Below are 19,696 nucleotides of genomic sequence, written 5' to 3' on the forward strand. Positions count from 1 at the left end.
GTAAAAGAATCTGTGGCAATTTATAACCATGAACGGCCACATCTGGCCCTGAAATACAAAACGCCTGATGATGTTCATCAGGCGTTTTACAGGCGGAAGAGTGTCAACCTATATCAGGACTAGTCACAGGGTTTTGGTGTACGCTTGCCGCCAGCAAGCAGAGGATAAACTATGCAGATTTTTTTTCGCACCGTGGTTGTCGCCGCCTTCCTTTTATTAACCGGCTGCGACACTGGCCCGCAGGCATCGCCAACGGTGCTGGAAGGGAAAACCATGGGCACGTTCTGGCGTGTCAGCCTGGTGGACGTGAACGCGCAACAGGCGAAAGCATTAGAGCAAAAAATTCAGGCGCAGCTCGATAGCGATGACCAGCTATTATCCACCTGGAAAAATGATTCCGCGCTGATGCGCTTTAATCACGCCACCAGCACGGCTCCCTGGCCGGTCAGCGAAGCGATGGCGGACATTGTCACCGAATCGCTGCGTGTGGGAGAAAAAACGGGCGGTGCGATGGATATCACTGTCGGCCCGCTGGTGAATTTATGGGGTTTTGGCCCGGACAAGCAGCCGGAAAAAACGCCGGATCAGGCGCAAATCGACGCAGCGAAAGCCCGCACCGGTTTAGCGCATCTGGCGGTTATCAACCGCGCAGGCGGGCAGTTTTTGCAAAAAGATCTGCCCACTCTGTTTGTTGATTTATCCACGGTCGGCGAAGGGTACGCTGCCGATCATCTGGCGCGCCTGATGGAGCAGCAGGGCATTAGCCGCTACCTGGTTTCCGTTGGCGGCGCGCTGGTCAGCCGTGGGCTGAATGCCAGCGGTAAGCCCTGGCGCGTGGCGATTCAAAAACCAACGGACAGAGAGAATGCTGTCCAGGCGGTGGTGGATATCAACGGGCACGGCATCAGCACCTCCGGCAGCTACCGCAACTATTTTGAGCTGGACGGCAAACGCATTTCACACGTTATCGACCCACGCAGCGGGCGACCGATTCAACATAAATTAGTGTCGGTCACGGTGATTGCGCCCACGGCGCTGGAAGCGGATGCCTGGGACACCGGCCTGATGGTGCTGGGCAGTGAAAAAGCCAAAGAGGTGGCGCAGCGCGAAGGTCTGGCCGTTTATATGATAACGAAAGAGGGCGAGGGGTTTAGCACCTGGATGTCGCCGCAGTTTTCCGCCTTCCTCGTGAACGAAAAAAATTAAACCGCAAGATTGCGGGTGTCAGGTTTCGGGACATCGGGCACAGTAGCGCTAAGCTTAGAGAAGGAGCCTGACATGAACAGAACTATTTTATCCGATGAACAGCGCTGGCAGGCGGTGCTGGCCCGCGAAAAGCAGGCCGATGGTCAGTTTGTTTTTGCCGTACTGACGACCGGTATATTCTGCCGCCCGTCCTGCACGGCGCGGCGCGCGGCGCGCCAGAATGTGCGCTTTTATCCCGATGCGGGCAGTGCAACGGCGGCCGGTTTTCGCCCGTGCAAGCGCTGCCAGCCGGATAAAACCGATCCGCAGCAGCAAAAACGGGACAAAGTTGCCGCCGCCTGCCGCTTACTGGAGCAGGATGCGCCCGTTACCCTCGCGCAACTGGCCGCCAGTGTGGCGCTCAGCCCGTATCATTTTCACCGGTTATTTAAATCCGTCACCGGAATGACGCCAAAAGCCTGGCAGCTGGCCTTTCGCGCCCATCGTCTGCGCGCAACGCTTGGGGCTAGCAGCACGGTGACCGACGCGGTGCTGGCGGCGGGTTTCCCGGACAGCAGCAGTTATTACCGCCAGGCGGATGCGTCGCTCGGCATGACGGCCCGGCAGTATCGGCGTGGCGGTGACAATACGCAGGTGCATTACACGCTCAGTACCTGCTCGCTCGGGCGCTGCCTGGTGGCAGAAAGCGCGCGCGGCATCTGTGCTATTTTGTTAGCAGACAGTGACGAACAATTGCTTGCCGAGCTTGCGCAGATTTTCCCTGGCGCGCAGCGTATGCAGGGCAGTGATGAGTTTAACGCGCGCGTCGAGCAGGTTCTTCGCCGCCTGGATAACGCAGACGCGCCCTTTACGTTGCCGCTGGATTTGCGCGGCACTGCTTTCCAGTTGCAGGTCTGGCAGGCGCTGCGTGAAATTCCGCCCGGTGAAACGCGCAGCTATCAGGCGCTGGCGCACACCCTTGGTCGCCCCGGTGCGGTCAGAGCGGTGGCAAGCGCCTGCGCGGCCAATAAACTGGCGATCGTCATCCCTTGCCACCGGGTGGTGCGCGGCGATGGTGCGCTTTCCGGCTATCGCTGGGGAACAGCGCGCAAGGCGCAACTTTTGCAACGCGAGAGGAAAAAAGAGGAGAGCTGATGCTGGATCTGTTTGCTGATGAAGAACCCTGGCAAGAGCCGCTTGCGCCCGGCGCGGTGGTGCTGCGCCGGTTTGCCCTGGCGCAGGTCAGCGCATTGATGCAGGGGATTGCGCAGGTCGCCAGCCAGTCGCCGCAGCGCCATATGGTGACGCCGGGAGGCTACACCATGTCGGTTGCCATGACCAATTGCGGCAGCCTCGGTTGGACCACTAATCAGCAGGGTTATCTTTACTCACCCATCGATCCGCAAACCCAGCGCCCGTGGCCCGCAATGCCTGAGGCGTTCAGTGCGTTGTGCCGCCAGGCGAGTGTTGCTGCGGGCTACCCGGACTTCCGGCCCGATGCCTGCCTGATAAACCGCTACGCGCCGGGCGCAAAACTCTCGCTACATCAGGATAAAGACGAGCCGGATTTGCGCGCGCCAATTGTCTCCGTCTCGCTCGGCTTACCGGCTATTTTCCAGTTCGGCGGCCTGAAGCGTAACGATCCGCTCAAACGCCTGATGCTGGAGCACGGCGATATCGTGGTATGGGGCGGGCCGTCGCGTCTTTTTTACCACGGCATCGCACCGCTTAAATCAGGCTATCACCCCATTACCGGCGAGTGTCGCTATAACCTGACCTTCCGCCAGGCTGGTAATAACGAATAAAAATAAGAATTATTCTTGATGTATCGTATTTGCCGTTTAAACTGCTGGCAATTTTGTTGACCAGGTTGTTGTTATGGAACTGCTCCTCTTAGTCTGGCGTCAGTATCGTTGGCCGTTTGTGGCTGTTCTGGCGCTCACGCTTGCCAGCGCTGCGTTTGGCATCGGGCTTATCGCTTTTATTAACCAGCGGTTGATTGAAACCGTGGATATGTCCTTAACCGTGCTGCCGGAGTTTCTCGGTTTGCTGCTGCTTTTGATGGCGGTGACCCTTGGTTCGCAGCTGGCGCTGACCACGCTTGGCCACCATTTCGTGTATCGCCTGCGCAGTGAATTTATCAAACGTATCCTCGACACGCCGGTCGAGCGCATCGAGCAGCTTGGTAGCGCGTCGCTTCTGGCCGGTCTGACCAGCGATGTGCGCAATATCACCATCGCGTTCGTGCGCCTGCCGGAACTGGTGCAGGGCATTATCCTGACGATTGGCGCGTCGGTTTACCTGGCGATGCTGTCGGGGAAAATGCTCCTTGTCACCGCCGTGTGGATGGCTATCACTATCTGGGGTGGTTTTGTGCTGGTCTCGCGCGTTTATAAGCACATTGCTACGCTTCGCGAGTCGGAAGACAAGCTCTATAACGACTTTCAGACCGTGCTGGAAGGGCGCAAAGAGCTCAACCTGAACCGCGAGCGTGCGGAGCATATCTTTGAAAAAATGTATCTGCCGGACGCCCGCGAATATCGCCACCATATTATTCGTGCCGATACCTTTCATTTAAGCGCGGTAAACTGGTCGAACATCATGATGCTCGGCGCGATTGGCCTTGTTTTCTGGATGGCTAACAGCCTGGGCTGGGCGGACACCAATGTGGCGGCGACGTTTTCTCTGACGCTGCTCTTTTTGCGCACGCCGCTGTTGTCGGCGGTTGGCGCGCTGCCAACGCTGTTGAGCGCTCAGGTGGCGTTCAGAAAGCTGAACAATTTTGCGCTGGCGCCGTTCAAGCCTGACTTCCCGCGCCCGCAGGCTTTCCCGGACTGGCAAACGCTGGAGCTGCGTGATGTGACGTTTAAATATCAGGATAATGATTTTTGCGTCGGGCCGATAAACTTAACGCTTAATCGCGGCGAGCTGGTGTTTTTGATTGGCGGCAACGGCAGCGGTAAGTCAACGCTCGCTATGCTGCTGACCGGGCTGTATCAGCCGGTGTCCGGGACGATTTTGCTGGACGGCAAACCGCTGGCGCAGGATAAACCGGAAGATTATCGCCAGCTGTTTTCGGCGGTCTTTACCGACGTCTGGCTGTTTGATGAATTATTAGGGCCGCAAGGGGAGCAGGCCGACCCAACGCTGGTGGATAAATGGCTGCAACAGCTAAAAATGGCGCACAAGCTGGAGCTGCAAGACGGCAAGATCCTCAATCTTAAGCTCTCCAAAGGGCAGAAGAAGCGCGTTGCCCTGCTACTGGCGCTGGCAGAAGAGCGCGATATCTTACTGCTTGATGAGTGGGCAGCGGATCAGGACCCGCACTTCCGTCGGGATTTTTACCAGATCTTGCTGCCGTTAATGCAGCAGATGGGCAAAACCATTTTTGCTATCAGCCATGACGATCACTACTTTATCCACGCCGATCGTCTGCTGGAGATGCGTAACGGTCAACTGACCGAGCTTTTCGGTGATGAGCGTACGCAGGCTTCCCGCGACGCGGTTGCCCGCACCGCCTGACTTCTCAGCCCCTCGCGCGAGGGGCTTTTGCCGATTTTTTATCCGATCGCACTTCCCGTTTATTATTTTTTACACAACCTGCCGCTATGCTTAAGGGGAATCCCCTCTGGCGTACCATCAGGATAATCAATGTCAGTAAGTAAAAAAAATAGCGTCAAATTGCGCGACGAGGAACGCGCGCGTTTGATTTGGCTACTCTCCACGCATAAAGCGCTCACCGCAACGCTGCTCGGTCAAATCACGCTTGCAGAACCGCTTGACGGTGAGGCGCTTAGCCAGGATCTTGCCGAGGTGAGGGCGCTGGTCATGCACCTGCCGCCGCCGGATCTGGCGGATACCCTTGAAGCGCTGCCGGTGGATGAGCGCCACGCGCTGTGGCGGCTGGTTGAGGACGATAAACGCGGTAAAGTGTTGCTTGAGGCCTCCGAAAATGTCTGGGATGATCTGATAGAGGAGATGAGCGATCGCGCGCTGCTGGATGCGCTCCAGACGCTGGATATTGATGATCAAATCTGGCTGGTGCAGCATTTGCCGCGAAACCTCACCGGTCGCCTGATGGCCTCCTTGCCGCCCGAACAGCGCGCTCGCGTACGCCAGGTGTTGCGCTACGGCAAAGATCGCGTTGGCGCGATCATGGAATTTGAGGTTATCACTGTCCGTGCGGAGTTACGGCTTGCTGTCGTGCAGCGCTACCTGCGCCGCCTCGGTAAGATGCCGGATAACACCGATAAATTGTTCGTCACCGGGCGCGATAAGCAGTTAATTGGCGAGCTGGCACTGCAAACCATTTTGCTGAACCCTGGCAACCGGCGGGTCAGCGACGTGATGGACAGCGATCCGGTGAGCTTTTTACCGGATGAGGAAGCCGAAAAAGTTGCGCGCACCTTTGAGCGTGACAACTTGCTGAGCGCGGCGGTGGTGGATGAGAACGGCTTGCTGCTTGGCCGTCTGACCATCGACGAGATTGTTGATGTGGTGTACGAAGAGTCTGACAACGACATGCGCCAGATGGGCGGTTTGAGCGCGGCGGAAGATGTGTTTGCCCCGGTCACCAAAGCGGTGAAAACTCGCTGGGCGTGGCTGGCTCTTAATCTGTGTACCGCTTTTATTGCCTCGCGGGTCATTGATGGCTTTGAGCACACTATCTCACAACTCGTGGCGCTCGCTTCCCTGATGCCGATTGTCGCCGGAATTGGCGGCAACACCGGCAATCAGACCATCACCATGATTGTGCGGGCGATGGCGTTACAAAACATTCAGCCGGGGAATTTCACCTTTCTTATCATGCGTGAGATGGGTGTGGCGCTGATAAACGGGCTGGTGTGGGGCGGGATCATGGGGCTGGTAACCTGGTGGCTGTATGACGATGCGGCGTTAGGTGGGGTGATGATGCTGGCAATGGTGCTGAACCTGCTGGTGGCGGCGCTGATGGGCGTGCTGATCCCGATGATAATGACCCGGCTGGGGCGCGACCCGGCGGTCGGCTCCAGCGTGATGATCACCGCCATTACGGATACCGGCGGCTTCTTTATTTTTCTTGGGCTGGCGACGCTGTTTCTGCTGTAGTTTTCCCCCGCCATCTGGCGGGCGTCAGCATAAGCGTCGCCAGGCCTGCCAGCACACCGATTGCCAGGTTGCTGGTACAGACTGTGGCGACGACAGTGACCAGCATCACCAGCGTTTCCACAATCGGCGCCTGTTTCAGCGTCGCCGGTTGCAGGCTACGCCAGTTGAAAGTTTTCCACGCGACAATCGCCATAATGCCCGCCAGTACTACCATCGGTATTTTTGCCATCACCTCGCTCAGTGCCGTCACCAGCAGTAACAGTACCAGGCCTGCGGCAAGGGTGGAGAGCCGCGTGCGCCCTTTGCCCATTTCTACATTGACGATGGTTTGCCCAATCATCGCGCACCCGGCGATGCCGCCATACATACCCGCAAGGATATTCGCGATGCCAAGCCCCGTGCTCTCACGCCCTTTGCTGGACGGAGAATGGGTCAGATCGTCGACCAGTTTGGCGGTGAGCAGCGACTCCAGCAGACCGACAAAGGCAATACTCAGCGCACAAGGCCAGATAATACTTAACGTGTGCAGGTTCACGGGCACCAGCCACTGCGTTAGGCCTGGCAGACCTCTCTGCATCGGGCCTTCGTCGCCAACGGTTGGTAACACCTGGCCGGTAAAGAGGGTAAAAGCGGTCAGCAACACAATCGCCACCAGCGGCGCAGGGATGCTTTTCACCCAGCGTGGCAGCCACAAGACGATTAACAGTGTCAGCGCGAATAGCGCCAGAATCAGCGGTTCTTTGCGCCAGAAGTGTGGGATCTGGGCGAAAAAGATAAGCATGCCGAGCGCATTGACGAAACCGGTCATTACCGCATGGGGAATAAAACGCATCAGCCGCGCCATACCGGTCAAACCGAAAAGAATTTGAATCACGCCCGCCAGTAAAACCGCCGGCAAAATGTATTCCACACCGTTTTGATGAACCATCGGCCCGATAACCAGAGCGACTGACCCTGCGGCGGCGGTGACCATTGCCGGGCGCCCACCCAGCAATGACATGCTAAGGCACAGGACCACTGAGGCTATCAGGCTGACTTTGGGGTCAACACCCGCAATCACGGAAAATGAAATCACTTCCGGGATCAGCGCCAGTGCGGTGATCACTCCGGCCAGAATCTCGCGGGTAAACGCCTGGGGTGAGCGCAGCGCGCCCAAAAGTGTGTTAACAGAATTGATTGATTTTTCAGACATAAATATTCGCAGATGAGCATTGCCATAGACAGCTTCGGCAAACGCAATCCCTGCGTTTGGCAAAGCGGAGGATGATAGCAGGTTCTGAATTTTGCTGCTTAACAATTAACGTTACAGCTAATACAAATATTCAACTTATTAGCAACATTAATGCTATGAATATTTAATCTTTAAACAATATTTAAATATCATCCGTTAAGTGCTACGGTAGAACCCGCTAACGATTTTACCCTCACAAAATGCGAATAAAGCAGCACTAAAAGTAAGGCAATGACATTATGAAAAAAATGACTGCCAGGCTGTTTTCGATGGCTGTCGGGCTTAATGCTGTGTCAAAAGCAGCAAAAGAGTCTGCATCGAAAGAGCAGGAAACAGATGTGCTTTTGATTGGTGGCGGGATCATGAGTGCCACGCTCGGCACCTGGCTTAAGGATCTCGAACCCAACTGGTCGATTACGATGGTTGAAAGGCTGGACGCCCTCGCCGAAGAGAGCTCCAACGGCTGGAACAACGCCGGTACCGGGCATGCCGCGCTGGCAGAACTGAATTACACGCCGCAGAGCGCGGACGGTTCCATCAATATTAAAAAAGCGGTTCACATCAACGAAGCGTTCCGTATCTCCCGCCAGTTCTGGGCTCATCAGGTGAAAACCGGTGTGCTGCACGACCCACGATCGTTTATCAACACCGTGCCGCATATGAGCCTTGTCTGGGGCGATGAAAACGTCAACTTTCTGCGTGCGCGCTATAAAGCGTTGCAGCAGAGCGCGCTGTTTCGCGGTATGCGGTATTCCGAAGATCCAGAGCAGATCAAGCAATGGGTGCCGCTGGTGATGGAAGGGCGTGAGGTGCGGCAAAAGCTTGCTGCGACGCGCACTGAGAGCGGCACCGATGTTAACTTCGGCGAACTGACTCGCCAGATGATCAGCGCGTTGCAGAAAAAAGAGAACTTCTCTTTGCAGTTGGGTACGGAAGTTCGCAGCCTGAAACGTAACGCTGATAAGAGCTGGAGCGTGACGCTTCACCGGCCAAAAGGCTGCCCGGATCAGGTTATCAAAGCCAAATTTATCTTTATCGGCGCAGGCGGCGCGGCGCTGAAACTGTTGCAGGAATCAGGCATCCCGGAAGCGGCAGATTACGCGGGATTCCCGGTTGGCGGCCAGTTCCTGGTGACGGAAAACCCGGAAGTGGTGAACCATCATCTGGCGAAAGTTTACGGCAAAGCGTCCGTTGGCGCGCCGCCGATGTCGGTTCCGCATATTGATACGCGCATTATTGATGGCAAAAGGGTGCTGCTGTTCGGGCCGTTCGCGACTTTCTCAACACGTTTTTTGAAAAACGGTTCGCTGTGGGATCTGCTGCGTTCGACAAATCACTCCAACGTTGTGCCGATGCTGACCGTTGGCATGACCAATTTCAATTTGGTGAAATATTTAATTAGCCAGGTTTTGCAAAACGAAGACGACCGTTTTGACGCGCTGCGCGAGTACTATCCGCTGGCGCAAAAGGAAGACTGGCGGTTATGGCAGGCAGGCCAGCGCGTGCAGATTATCAAACGCGAACCGGGTAAGGGCGGCGTGCTGCGCCTGGGAACGGAAGTCGTCAGCGATAGCGAAGGCACTATTGCCGCACTGCTTGGCGCATCGCCGGGAGCGTCTACCGCAGCACCGATTATGCTGGAGCTGATGGAAAAAGTTTTCGCTGAACGTTTTGCCTCAGAAAGCTGGCAGGCGAAAATAAAAGAAATCATCCCAAGCTTTGGTATGTCGCTGAACAATAATATTGAAGCTGCCGATGCAGAGCTGCGTTACAGCAGTGAAATCCTCGGGCTGAAATATGACGCCTCGCTGGTGGCAGACGTGACACCGCCGGTGCAGAAACCTGCTGTCGTGACAACCGGCGACACGAAACCCGTGGCGGATATTGCACTGTAAGTCATTGCTTAACGAAAAATCCCGGCAAGCCAGACCGGGATTTTATCAGGGTCATTCCATTACCAGCCACATATCAGACTCTTCAAACATCTCTTCAAGCATACGGTTTAATTTTTCGCGGTCACTTTTGCTGGCATCGCTGTTTAAGCCGTTGGCCTGCATCGGTTTAACGCGCACATCGGCATCCGGGAAAATACGGTGCACGCGTTTTGTCAGCTCGGTAAGAATTATCTCTTTTGCGCCAGGTAAACCCTCAACGTTCCGTTTGTCATAAACGAGTTCAACAAACATGTGTTATTCCTTTTACTGGTTAGTTATACAGTATTCTACTGTGTAAACGCACGGCAGAAAAGAGTGGAGGAGATAATTCGGACAGACAAATCGCAGGTATAAAAAAACCAGCCTTAAAAGGCTGGTTTAATTGGGGAATTTTGGTCGGCACGAGAGGATTTGAACCTCCGACCCCTGACACCCCATGACAGTGCGCTACCAGGCTGCGCTACGTGCCGACATGTGGCCGTAATAGTACCCTTTTCACCGATGAATGCAAGCGCAGCGCGTCACGAGTGATTTATAATTAATCAATCAGTTAGCGATAAATCGTTTTTCGTCAGTAAGTACCTGCAACAGTAAACTCAACTGCGGTTTCTGATCGCGGATTTTCTCGCCTGCCGTATTCCAGGTCTGGTAATTACCTCGCTGACCGAGCACCAACGTAAATTCCGGCGTGGTGATAGCCAGCGCATCACTGCTTGCCGCCGTTACCCAGTTCTGGCGGCGCGTGGCGGTAAACAAATCTTGCCCTTGCGAGTACTCATTCGCCGGCGTAGTGACGTGCAACAGGCGCTGCATCAGCGTCGTCATCACATCCTGGTGTTCCGTCAGCTTATTGATTTTTTGTGCAGGCGTTCCCGGCCAGTGAATAATTAGCGGCACCTGAAGCCTGCTGCGCGACCAGTCGAAGCTCTCCTGCTGTTTACCCAGTGGAATACCATGACCAGCGGTGATAATGACCACCGTGTTATCCAGTTTCCCGGACGCGCGCAGTGCATCCAGCACGCGGGCGATTTGCTTATCAACACTTGCCGCAGCGCGCCCGTACTGGCGTTCAAAGTTCGGCTGTGAACTCTCTGGCAATGCCGTACCATTAAGCGAAATCCACGAGAACCAGCGGTTATCTTCCTGTGCATAATGCCCAAGCCAGCTCACCCATTGATCGACCGTCTGCGCATCGCTTTGCGCCTCGGCAGGCGGCAGCGAGAAGTCAGACAGCAACGCCTGGCGGTAGAGCGGGCTGCTGAAACCGTCAGAAGAGAACAGCCCCAGCTGATAACCTTGCTGATTCAGCGCGGTGATAAGCGCCGCCGGAATACGCGCCGACAGCACGCCATCCATATAGCCTGGCGAGATACCGTAGAACAGGCCAAAATTGCCGCCGTCCGGCGTGTTGCCTGAGCTCATATGCTGAGTAAAGGAGACGTTTTGCCCGGCGAAACCGGCAAGCTGCGGCATCAATTGTTCATAGCGCGAATAATTTAGCCCGTCGACGGTGAGCAGCAGCACGTTCTGGCCGGAGCCCATATCCAGATAGCGCAAATCACTGAGTGGATACTCAACGGAAACCGCTTCTGGGTTACCTTGCTCCACCAGCCGACGTTGATATTCCTGCGCATCCAGCAGCCCGTGCTTCTCAAGAAAGCGGCGCGCGGTCATCGGGTAAGAGAGCGGCAGATTCGCCCGCTGCATAGTAATCGGGCGATAGAAATTGGCGTCTGCCCAGATGTACATCACATGATTGGCGACAAAGGCCAGACAGAACAGCACCACCAGCGGGCGCGTATATTTACGCCGACGGGTTAGGCTGCGCAGTTTTTGCCAGCTCCAGGTGGCAAACAGCATCTCAATAAGCAGAATCACCGGCACGCTAATAAACATCAGCTGCCAGTCACGCGCCATCTCGTTCTGGTCCGGGTTAATCACCAGTTCCCAGACGATAGGGTTGAGATGCAGATGGAAACGGGTAAAGACTTCGCTATCAATAAGCAGCAGCGTCATGCCAGCGGTGGCGAAAATGGCCGACAGAAAACGCATCAGCCGCTGCGACATGACGATAAAGGTGAGCGGGAACAGGATCAGCAAATAGGCGGCAAACACCAGAAAGCTAAAATGCCCGACCACGCTCACATAGGAATAGATGCGCCCGGAAAGCGTGGTTGGCCAGTCGGCAACAAACAGATAACGGCTACCGAGGACAATGCCCAACAGAATGTTGAACAAAGCAAACCAGTGCCCCCAGCTAACCATCTGGGAGACTTTTTCACGGTAGCGCTGACGATGAGTCACCATAAACTGTCAATATGTCCCTTAGTGCGCTTTGTCGTCGCGAACGGACGACTGTAACGCCTGAGCAAAAGAGTTCACGATCGCCTGACGTTGTGCGGGAGGGACGCTGGTATTTATCAGATTCGTCACCATATTACCCAGCACCATCAACGAGAGATCGGTCGGCGCTTTGTGTTTTTCCAGCACGTTGGCCAGTTCAGTGAGCAGTTGCTCAACGTGTTCATCACTGTAGCGGGAGATTTGTGGCATAAATCGAAATCAGTTTCTGTTTGTTGATGAAAGGGCAACATATTACCGTAGCAACAGCTTTTTTTCTGCTTTTTTATCAGCGGTTGCACAGCCGCGTTGGTGATGGTTGAATACCGCCGTCTAAAAGGAGAGTTTATCATGAGTCTGGACATCAACCAGATTGCCCTGCACCAGCTTATCAAGCGCGATGAGCAAACCCTTGAGCTGGTGCTGCGCGATTCTTTACTGGAACCCACGGCGCCCGTCGAAGAGATGGTGGCCGAGCTGCACCGGGTCTACAGTGCGAAAAATAAAGCTTACGGCTTGTTTAATGAAGAGAGCGAACTGGCGCAGTCGCTGCGCCTGCAACGCCAGGGCGAAGAAGATTTTCTTGCCTTCAGCCGCGCAGCAACCGGGCGCTTACGTGATGAACTGGCGAAATATCCCTTTGCCGATGGCGGCATCGTGCTGTTTTGCCACTACCGTTACCTGGCGGTGGAGTACCTGCTCGTTGCAGTATTAAATAACTTAAGCAGCATGCGCGTGAATGAAAACCTGGATATCAGTTCGACCCATTATCTGGACATTAATCACGCGGATATTGTGGCGCGTGTGGATTTAACCGAGTGGGAAACCAATCCTGAATCAACCCGTTACTTAACTTTTCTGAAAGGGCGGGTGGGGCGTAAAGTTGCCGATTTCTTTATGGATTTCCTCGGCGCCAGCGAAGGCCTGAACGCTAAAGCGCAAAACCGCGGGCTGCTGCAGGCGGTGGATGACTTTACCGCGCAGGCCGAGCTGGATAAATCAGAGCGTCAAACGGTTCGTCAGCAGGTTTATACCTATTGTAATGAACAGCTGCAGGCCGGGGAAGAAATTGAGCTGGCGACGCTTTCTAAAGAGCTTGCGGGCGTGAGCGAAGTGAGTTTCCAGGAGTTCACCGCAGGCCAGGGTTACGAGCTGGAGGAGAGTTTCCCGGCCGATCGCAGCACCCTGCGCCAGCTCACCAAATACGCGGGCAGCGGCGGGGGGCTGACCATCAACTTTGACGCTTTACTGCTTGGCGAGCGCATTTTCTGGGACCCGGCAACGGATACGCTGACCATTAAAGGCACGCCGCCGAACTTACGCGATCAGCTTCAGCGCCGCCTGAACGGCGGAAAATAGGCATAAAAAAACCCCGCCGCAGCGGGGTTTTCTTCAACTTGTCGGCAATTAAGCGCGAACGAAGTCGATGTGAGTCAGTTTTGGCTTGAACGCGTGACGCTGAACAGCCTGAACTTTCACTTTTACTTCTTTGCCATCGATAGCGAGGGTCAGCACTTCGCTGTAGAACTCAGGTTTTGCCTGCATGTTCCACACTTTGTCGTGATCCAGTTCGATAGCAACAGGTGCTTCAGTTCCACCGTAAACGATAGCCGGGAACTTGTTAGCAATGCGCAGGCGGCGGCTCGCACCCTTACCCTGCTCTTTACGTACTTCTGCGTTAATAGTAAACATTTAAGTCTCTCTTTAATAAATCCTGTTACAGGCGACCCAGCAACAGGCAGATGATCGGCTTTGCGGATGCAAAAGCGGGCGGTATTCTATCCCCGAACGGGTAAGACATCAATCAAAAGCACGCTTACCCCCGCAATTCATGCGCCAGGCGGTAGCGGCCTTCATAATCAAAGACTTTTTCCCGCACCTGCCAGTACTGACCTTTTAGCCTGGCGACGACAAAATCCGGGTGGCGAAGTAGCGCCTGTTGCGCAAGGATATCGGCGGCGACAATCCAGCGCAGCGGCACGCCGGGCGTGCGGGTATGGGGGCGAATAAATAGCTGTTCAAACGCGGTGCGCTGAGCGGGCGTCTGCAAACGAAAGCGCTCGCTGACTTCAGCGCCGTCTTCATCGTGATAGGTGATTTTCAGCCACTCGCCTTTCTCGTCCGCGCCCTGCTGCAGGCTCATTCCGCTGCAGCGCAGAACCAGCGCATCTTTGAGTTTCAGCGCGGCTTTCAGCATATCATCCGGGTCGACCAGCATCGTATCGCAGCTGCGACAGCGGCGGGCGGCGATATCGTTTTCGGCATTGCATTGCGGGCAGTTTTTAAAGCGAAAGCGGTAATCGCACTGTTCGCGATGGCCTTCATCATCTTCCAGCCAGCCCTGGCAGCGGCGGCCAAAATGCTCAATCAGCGTGCCATCGGCGGTGGTTTTTCCCCAAAACGTATTGGCAAAACCGCAGCCGGGGCAGAAAACCTGCACCGGCACGTTGTCGCTCTTGCCCTTCGGCGCGCCGACTTCCGGGGCATACAGATCGTGAGGATTGCCCGCATAATCCAGAATCAGGCAGTCGGTCTTCCCCGGCGCGAGGCGCAGGCCACGTCCGACAATTTGCTGATACAGACTGATGGATTCGGTAGGGCGCAAAATCGCTATCAAATCCACATGCGGCGCGTCAAAGCCGGTCGTCAGCACGGCGACGTTGACCAGATAACGGAATTTCTGATTTTTAAACGCGTCGATCAGCGCATCGCGCTGCGGGCCAGGCGTTTCGCCGGTAATCAGCGCCGCCTCTGTTGCCGGTAACAGGCCAGTTATCTCCTTCGCGTGCTCCACGGTTGCGGCAAAAATCATGACGCCTTTACGAGTCTGCGCAAATTCAACAATCTGGCTGATAATGTGTGGTGTAATACGGCGCTGCTTTTTTAGCTCGCGGTTCAGATCCGCTTCGCTGAACAAGCCATTGCTTTGTGTTTGCAGACGACTGAAATCATACTGCACCACCGGCATATCCAGCCGTTCAGGCGGCGTGAGATAGCCATGCTTAATCATATAGCGCAGCGGTAACTCATAGATACAGTCGCGAAACAGCGCCTTTTCATCACCCCGCACCATCCCGTGATAATGGAAGCGGTAAATCCACCCTTTGCCAAGCCGAAAGGGGGTGGCGGTGAGGCCAAGCAGGCGTAAGTGAGGGTTCACCTCGCGCAGATGATTGAGAATTTGCTGGTACTGACTCTCGTCGTCATCGCTAATACGGTGACACTCATCGACAATCAGCAACGAAAATTCGCCCTGAAATTGCTCAAGGTTACGGGCGACCGACTGCACGCTGCCAAACACCACTTTACCGTGACTCTGTTTACGCTTTAGCCCGGCGGCAAAAATATCCGCCTCCAGACCGAGCGCGAGGTATTTAGCATGGTTTTGCGCAACCAGCTCTTTCACATGCGCCAGTACCAGCACGCGCCCGCGCGCAAGCCGCGCCAGCTCGGCGATGACAAGGCTTTTCCCGGCGCCGGTAGGCAGCACGATAACCGCGGGTTCGGCGTGTTGGCGGAAGTGGGCGAGGGTGGCATCCACCGCTTCGCGTTGATAAGGGCGTAGCGTAAAAGTCATGATTCTGAAGAGATTGCAAAGTGACAGCGTTTTAGTATGCCACGAATCTTTCCTTTTAGCGGTTTATGATGGTCGTTATACTGTCCGTATACTACTTTCTTCTTTCGGGCCCAAAGCCCACATTCAGCACGATACAGGCTAAAGAATTTCATGCGACTTGATAAATTTATCGCCCAGCAGCTCGGCGTTAGCCGCGCTATTGCCGGGCGTGAGATCCGCGCCAGCCGGGTGACGGTTGATGGCGACATCATCAAAGACACTGCCTTTAAGCTACAACCTGACCATGAGGTTGAATACGACGGGAACCCGCTGGCGCAGCAGAACGGGCCACGCTATTTTATGCTGCATAAACCGCAGGGCTATGTCTGCTCGACGGACGATCCGGATCACCCGACTATCCTTTATTTCCTCGATGAACCCGTTGCACACAAGCTCCATGCCGCGGGGCGTCTGGATATCGACACCACAGGGCTGGTGCTGATGACTGACGATGGTCAATGGTCGCACCGCATTACCTCGCCGCGCCATCATTGCGAAAAAACATATCTGGTAACGCTTGAATCCCCGGTCAGTGACGACACGGCGGCGCAGTTTGCCCACGGCGTTCAGTTGCATAATGAAAAAGAGTTGACCAAACCGGCTGTGCTGGAGGTGCTTTCGCCGTTGCAGGTGCGCCTGACTATCAGCGAAGGGCGTTACCATCAGGTCAAACGTATGTTTGCCGCCGTTGGCAATCACGTCGTGGCGCTGCACCGGGAACGAATCGGCGCTATTACGCTGGACGACGCGCTGGCACCGGGTGAATACCGGCCGCTGACAGAAGAAGAAATTGCCAGTGTTGGCATGCCCTTACGCTAATTTCAGGAGTTAATGTGACCAGCAGGCCGCACTCGTCATACCGTATTGTTTTTATCCTTGGCCTGTTGGCCATGTTGATGCCGCTTTCTATTGATATGTATCTGCCCGCGCTGCCGGTTATCGCCGCGGAGTTTGGCGTACCGGCGGGTAGCGCGCAGATGACGCTCAGTACCTATATTCTGGGGTTTGCGGTAGGGCAGTTACTGTATGGCCCGATGGCGGACAGCATTGGCCGCAAGCCGGTTATCCTCGGCGGGACGCTGATTTTTGCCGTGGCGGCGGTGGCTTGTGCGCTGGCGCAAAGTATCGAACAGCTGATCGTTATGCGTTTTTCCCATGGACTGGCAGCCGCTGCGGCTAGCGTGGTAATCAACGCATTGATGCGCGATATCTATCCGCGTGAAGAGTTCTCCCGGATGATGTCGTTTGTCATGCTGGTCACTACTATTGCGCCATTGCTGGCACCGATGGTGGGCGGCGCGGTGCTGATATGGTTCAACTGGCACGCGATTTTCTGGATTCTGGCGATTGCGGCGCTGCTGGCCTCGGTGATGATTGCCCTGTTTATCCGTGAAACGCTGCCGGTGGAAAAGCGGCAGCGGTTCCATTTTCGCACCACTATCGGCAATTTTGCCTCGCTGTTTCGCCATAAACGCGTGCTCAGCTATATGCTGGCCAGCGGTTTCAGTTTTGCCGGCATGTTCTCTTTCCTCAGTGCCGGGCCATTTGTTTACATAGAAATAAACCATGTTGCGCCGCAGGACTTTGGCTATTACTTTGCGCTCAATATTGTCTTTCTGTTCGTGTTGACCATTATCAACGGGCGTTTTGTGCGCCGCGTCGGGGCGCTGAACATGTTTCGTAGCGGGCTGTGGATACAGTTTGCTATGGCGCTGTGGATGGTGGTCACCGCGCTGCTGGATGTCGGATTCTGGGCACTGGTTGTGGGCGTGGCGGCGTTTGTTGGTTGTGTCACGCTGGTGGCATCCAATGCTATGGCGGTTATCCTTGATGAATTTCCCCACATGGCGGGTACGGCTTCATCGCTGGCGGGCACCTTCCGCTTTGGTATTGGCGCTATTGTTGGGGCGCTGCTGTCGATGGCGACCTTTACTACCGCCTGGCCGATGATCTGGTCTATTACCTTTTGCGCAACCTGCTCCGTGCTTTTCTATCTCTACGCCAGCCGCAGTAAAAAATCCGCATCATAATGGTCAAAAGGGAGCGAAACGGCTCCTTTTTTTGATACATGTCAACCGAAACAAGCATACCTTCAGGCATGTTTGTTTATTATATGTAAAATCAAATAGTGTAAATAGTCACATCATTGTAGTGAAAAAGGTTGAGTTAGATCGCAGAAACGGGTACATATAGCGCAAATACTGGCCTGTTGGCTCGCCATAATTTGTTAATAAATGAGCAGCAAGCCCGCGCCCTGTGCAGGTTTTAACCTTTTTTGCACAGATGACAGGAAGGATTGTCAATGGTGTGTTAAGATATATGTAAAAAAATTGTGAAGTAATAGTACTTCCGGGGTATAGAACGTGAAAACATTACAGCTATCAATTGTCCACCGACTACCACAGTGCTATCGCTGGCTGGATGGTTTTGCGGGTGCGAAAGTTGAACCGATTCCGCAAAATGGCCAGCCCGCAGAAGATGGCCTTGTTGCGCTAAAATTGCTCAGCCCGGATGGCGATAAAGCGTGGCCCGTAATGCATAAGCTTAGCCAGGCGCTGAGCGATATTGAACTGCCTTGCTCGGTGCTGGAGTGCGAAGGGGAACCCTGCCTGTTCGTTAACTCCCGCGATGAGTTTGCCGCAACCTGCCGCCTGAAGAATTTCGGCGTGGCGATTGCGGAACCCTTCTCCAGGCAGAACCCTTTCTGAGCATCAGCTTAGCGACAAAAGCTGGCGCGTATATGCTTGCCCTGGCTCGTTAAACACACGCCAGCACTCGCCCTGTTCCACGACCTCGCCTTGTTTTAGCACAATCACCTGATGGCAGAGCGCACGCACCACATGCAAATCGTGGCTGATAAAGATATAGGCCAGCCGGTGCGTTTCCTGTAATGATTTCAGCAGCGCAAGGATTTGCGCCTGCACGGTTCTGTCCAGCGACGAGGTCGGTTCGTCCAGAATGATAAGCTCAGGTTTGAGGATCAACGCGCGGGCAATCGCTATGCGCTGGCGCTGACCGCCGGAAAACTCGCCGGGAAAACGCCGACGCGTCTCGGGGTCAAGTCCGACCTCCTGCATAACCTCTATGACTCGTTGCTCGCGCGCCGCCCGCGTTAGCTGAGGATGATGTACCCGCAGACCTTCTTCGATGATTTGCAGCACATTCAGCCGTGGGTTCAGCGCTGAATTCGGATCCTGAAATACCACCTGCATCCGATGCCGCACCGGCAGCATCTGCTTGCGATCCCATTGATGCAGCGGTTTGCCATCGAAAAGAATAGTGCCGTGCGAGGCAACCAGCCGCAGCAGCGCCAGCCCGGTAGTGCTTTTCCCCGAACCTGACTCGCCCACCAGCCCCAGCGTTTCGCCAGGGCGCAGGGAAAAGCTCAGCCCTTTGACCACCGGGTTATGACCGACAACCCGTCTAAAAATGCCTTTGCGTACCGGGAAGCTCACCGCAAGGTTTTCAACATGCAGCAGCGGTTGAGCATTGGGTTCCAGCGCTACCGGATCGCCGGACGGCTCACTGTTCAGTAGTTTTTGTGTGTAGGGATGCGCAGGGGCACTGAACAACGCCTGCGCGCTGTTTTGCTCCACACACATACCGTTTTGCATCACCGCGACCCTGTCCGCCAGTTTGCGCACGATACTCAGGTCATGCGTGATAAACAGCAGCCCCATGTTCAGCTCGTCGCGCAGCTCACGCAACAGCGCGAGGATTTGCGCCTGCACGCTGACATCCAGCGCGGTCGTGGGTTCGTCAGCAATCAACAGTTCCGGGCGCGTCAGCAGCGCCATGGCGATCATCACACGCTGGCGCTCGCCGCCGGACAGTTGATGAGGAAAATCCCCCAGCCGCTGGCGTGCGTTGCGAATTCCCACCCGCTCCAGGCAGTCGAGGATTTCCCCCCTGGCCGCTTCCCGACGCATACCACGGTGCAAAGAGAGCACTTCATAGAGCTGCTTTTCCAGCGTATGCAAAGGGTTGAGCGAAACCATCGGCTCCTGAAAAATCATGGCGATTTTATTGCCGCGGATGCCGCGTAGCGTTCTTTCGCTGGCATGAAGCAGTGACTCGCCGTGAAACAAAATGTCGCCGCCGGTGTACTCTACCGGTGGCGAGGGCAGCAAACGCAGCACGGACAGCGCGCTGACGCTTTTGCCGGAACCTGATTCGCCCACCAGCGCCAGCGTTTCTCCGGCATCAATGTGCAGAGAGAGATCGCTGACCACCGTGCGCAGCTGCTGCTGGTGACGAAAGGCGATGCTTAATGACTCAATACTGAGCAGGGGAGCGTGCATA

General features: G+C 55.2%; 17 protein-coding genes and 1 tRNA gene. 10 read left to right on the forward strand and 8 right to left on the reverse strand.

Features of this window, described 5'->3' with window-relative positions; translation table 11 throughout:
- Nucleotides 1–171: 171 nt before the first annotated feature.
- From apbE to mgtE, 5 genes are all read left to right on the forward strand, one after another.
- A complete protein-coding gene (gene apbE / locus ACTU3N_RS12875; protein WP_443086530.1) occupies nt 172–1,206 on the forward strand; it encodes an FAD:protein FMN transferase ApbE in 1,035 nt (344 codons plus the stop codon).
- A gap of 72 nt (nt 1,207–1,278) precedes the next feature.
- Complete coding sequence (gene ada, locus ACTU3N_RS12880) at nt 1,279–2,340, forward strand: bifunctional DNA-binding transcriptional regulator/O6-methylguanine-DNA methyltransferase Ada (RefSeq protein WP_443086531.1); 1,062 nt, start codon at nt 1,279–1,281, stop codon at nt 2,338–2,340.
- Nucleotides 2,340–2,990 carry a DNA oxidative demethylase AlkB gene (gene alkB, locus ACTU3N_RS12885; RefSeq protein ID WP_443086532.1) on the forward strand — a complete coding sequence of 217 codons (651 nt, stop codon included), beginning with the start codon at nt 2,340–2,342 and terminating at the stop codon, nt 2,988–2,990. Before ada ends, alkB begins: the two co-directional genes overlap by 1 nt.
- A 73-nt stretch (nt 2,991–3,063) precedes the next feature.
- The gene (locus ACTU3N_RS12890; protein ID WP_443086533.1) at nt 3,064–4,707 is read left to right on the forward strand and encodes a multidrug ABC transporter permease/ATP-binding protein; all 1,644 of its coding nucleotides are present in this window, start codon (nt 3,064–3,066) and stop codon (nt 4,705–4,707) included.
- A 129-nt stretch (nt 4,708–4,836) separates the two neighbouring features.
- On the forward strand, nt 4,837–6,273 hold the full coding sequence (mgtE, locus tag ACTU3N_RS12895; RefSeq protein ID WP_443086534.1) for a magnesium transporter: 1,437 nt from the start codon (nt 4,837–4,839) through the stop codon (nt 6,271–6,273).
- On the opposite strand, the gene ACTU3N_RS12900 is transcribed toward mgtE, so the two are convergent.
- Nucleotides 6,236–7,465 (reverse strand): SulP family inorganic anion transporter, encoded by a 1,230-nt coding sequence (locus tag ACTU3N_RS12900; protein ID WP_443086535.1) that lies wholly within the window; start codon nt 7,463–7,465, stop codon nt 6,236–6,238. The genes mgtE and ACTU3N_RS12900 overlap by 38 nt on opposite strands.
- A 278-nt stretch (nt 7,466–7,743) precedes the next feature.
- On the opposite strand from ACTU3N_RS12900, the gene mqo reads away from it, so the two are divergent.
- The gene (mqo, locus tag ACTU3N_RS12905) at nt 7,744–9,399 is read left to right on the forward strand and encodes a malate dehydrogenase (quinone) (RefSeq protein WP_443086536.1); all 1,656 of its coding nucleotides are present in this window, start codon (nt 7,744–7,746) and stop codon (nt 9,397–9,399) included.
- Nucleotides 9,400–9,450: 51 nt separating this feature from the next.
- Here the strand turns inward: mqo and ACTU3N_RS12910 are convergent, their stop codons facing one another.
- The 4 genes from ACTU3N_RS12910 to ACTU3N_RS12925 form a co-directional block, all read right to left on the reverse strand.
- Entirely contained in the window at nt 9,451–9,690 is a 240-nt protein-coding gene (locus ACTU3N_RS12910; protein WP_443086537.1) for a DinI family protein, read from the reverse strand.
- Between the two features lie 141 nt (nt 9,691–9,831).
- Nucleotides 9,832–9,908, reverse strand: a tRNA-Pro gene (locus ACTU3N_RS12915).
- A gap of 76 nt (nt 9,909–9,984) precedes the next feature.
- Nucleotides 9,985–11,745: an LPS biosynthesis-modulating metalloenzyme YejM gene (gene yejM / locus ACTU3N_RS12920; RefSeq protein WP_443086538.1), complete on the reverse strand. Its 1,761-nt coding sequence runs from the start codon at nt 11,743–11,745 to the stop codon at nt 9,985–9,987.
- Between the two features lie 18 nt (nt 11,746–11,763).
- Complete coding sequence (locus ACTU3N_RS12925; protein WP_443086539.1) at nt 11,764–11,991, reverse strand: YejL family protein; 228 nt, start codon at nt 11,989–11,991, stop codon at nt 11,764–11,766.
- Nucleotides 11,992–12,129: 138 nt separating this feature from the next.
- Between ACTU3N_RS12925 and yejK the strand changes: the two genes are divergently transcribed.
- A complete protein-coding gene (gene yejK, locus ACTU3N_RS12930; protein WP_443086540.1) occupies nt 12,130–13,137 on the forward strand; it encodes a nucleoid-associated protein YejK in 1,008 nt (335 codons plus the stop codon).
- 48 nt (nt 13,138–13,185) lie between these two features.
- Here the strand turns inward: yejK and rplY are convergent, their stop codons facing one another.
- Both rplY and ACTU3N_RS12940 read right to left on the reverse strand, forming a co-directional pair.
- Nucleotides 13,186–13,470, reverse strand: coding sequence for a 50S ribosomal protein L25 (gene rplY / locus ACTU3N_RS12935; protein ID WP_443086541.1), 285 nt, complete (start codon nt 13,468–13,470; stop codon nt 13,186–13,188).
- A 124-nt stretch (nt 13,471–13,594) separates the two neighbouring features.
- Entirely contained in the window at nt 13,595–15,355 is a 1,761-nt protein-coding gene (locus ACTU3N_RS12940) for a DEAD/DEAH box helicase (protein WP_443086542.1), read from the reverse strand.
- A gap of 150 nt (nt 15,356–15,505) precedes the next feature.
- Between ACTU3N_RS12940 and rsuA the strand changes: the two genes are divergently transcribed.
- From rsuA to ACTU3N_RS12955, 3 genes are all read left to right on the forward strand, one after another.
- Nucleotides 15,506–16,213 (forward strand): 16S rRNA pseudouridine(516) synthase RsuA, encoded by a 708-nt coding sequence (gene rsuA, locus ACTU3N_RS12945; RefSeq protein WP_443086543.1) that lies wholly within the window; start codon nt 15,506–15,508, stop codon nt 16,211–16,213.
- Between the two features lie 14 nt (nt 16,214–16,227).
- Nucleotides 16,228–17,424, forward strand: a complete 1,197-nt coding sequence (locus tag ACTU3N_RS12950) for a Bcr/CflA family multidrug efflux MFS transporter (RefSeq protein WP_443086544.1) — start codon at nt 16,228–16,230, stop codon at nt 17,422–17,424.
- 333 nt (nt 17,425–17,757) lie between these two features.
- Nucleotides 17,758–18,102 carry a YejG family protein gene (locus ACTU3N_RS12955; RefSeq protein WP_443086545.1) on the forward strand — a complete coding sequence of 115 codons (345 nt, stop codon included), beginning with the start codon at nt 17,758–17,760 and terminating at the stop codon, nt 18,100–18,102.
- Nucleotides 18,103–18,105: 3 nt separating this feature from the next.
- On the opposite strand, the gene yejF is transcribed toward ACTU3N_RS12955, so the two are convergent.
- Nucleotides 18,106–19,695 carry a microcin C ABC transporter ATP-binding protein YejF gene (gene yejF, locus ACTU3N_RS12960; RefSeq protein WP_443086546.1) on the reverse strand — a complete coding sequence of 530 codons (1,590 nt, stop codon included), beginning with the start codon at nt 19,693–19,695 and terminating at the stop codon, nt 18,106–18,108.
- Nucleotide 19,696: the final 1 nt, after the last annotated feature.

The organism is Vagococcus sp. WN89Y (assembly GCF_052220145.1).
Classification (GTDB): domain Bacteria; phylum Pseudomonadota; class Gammaproteobacteria; order Enterobacterales; family Enterobacteriaceae; genus Kosakonia.

Coding starts and splice junctions, on each gene's coding strand:
- apbE (WP_443086530.1), top strand. CDS start 172: ATGCAGATTTTTTTTCGCACCGTGGTTGTCGCCGCCTTCCTTTTATTA.
- ada (WP_443086531.1), top strand. CDS start 1,279: ATGAACAGAACTATTTTATCCGATGAACAGCGCTGGCAGGCGGTGCTG.
- alkB (WP_443086532.1), top strand. CDS start 2,340: ATGCTGGATCTGTTTGCTGATGAAGAACCCTGGCAAGAGCCGCTTGCG.
- ACTU3N_RS12890 (WP_443086533.1), top strand. CDS start 3,064: ATGGAACTGCTCCTCTTAGTCTGGCGTCAGTATCGTTGGCCGTTTGTG.
- mgtE (WP_443086534.1), top strand. CDS start 4,837: ATGTCAGTAAGTAAAAAAAATAGCGTCAAATTGCGCGACGAGGAACGC.
- ACTU3N_RS12900 (WP_443086535.1), bottom strand. CDS start 7,465: ATGTCTGAAAAATCAATCAATTCTGTTAACACACTTTTGGGCGCGCTG.
- mqo (WP_443086536.1), top strand. CDS start 7,744: ATGAAAAAAATGACTGCCAGGCTGTTTTCGATGGCTGTCGGGCTTAAT.
- ACTU3N_RS12910 (WP_443086537.1), bottom strand. CDS start 9,690: ATGTTTGTTGAACTCGTTTATGACAAACGGAACGTTGAGGGTTTACCT.
- yejM (WP_443086538.1), bottom strand. CDS start 11,745: ATGGTGACTCATCGTCAGCGCTACCGTGAAAAAGTCTCCCAGATGGTT.
- ACTU3N_RS12925 (WP_443086539.1), bottom strand. CDS start 11,991: ATGCCACAAATCTCCCGCTACAGTGATGAACACGTTGAGCAACTGCTC.
- yejK (WP_443086540.1), top strand. CDS start 12,130: ATGAGTCTGGACATCAACCAGATTGCCCTGCACCAGCTTATCAAGCGC.
- rplY (WP_443086541.1), bottom strand. CDS start 13,470: ATGTTTACTATTAACGCAGAAGTACGTAAAGAGCAGGGTAAGGGTGCG.
- ACTU3N_RS12940 (WP_443086542.1), bottom strand. CDS start 15,355: ATGACTTTTACGCTACGCCCTTATCAACGCGAAGCGGTGGATGCCACC.
- rsuA (WP_443086543.1), top strand. CDS start 15,506: ATGCGACTTGATAAATTTATCGCCCAGCAGCTCGGCGTTAGCCGCGCT.
- yejF (WP_443086546.1), bottom strand. CDS start 19,695: ATGCACGCTCCCCTGCTCAGTATTGAGTCATTAAGCATCGCCTTTCGT.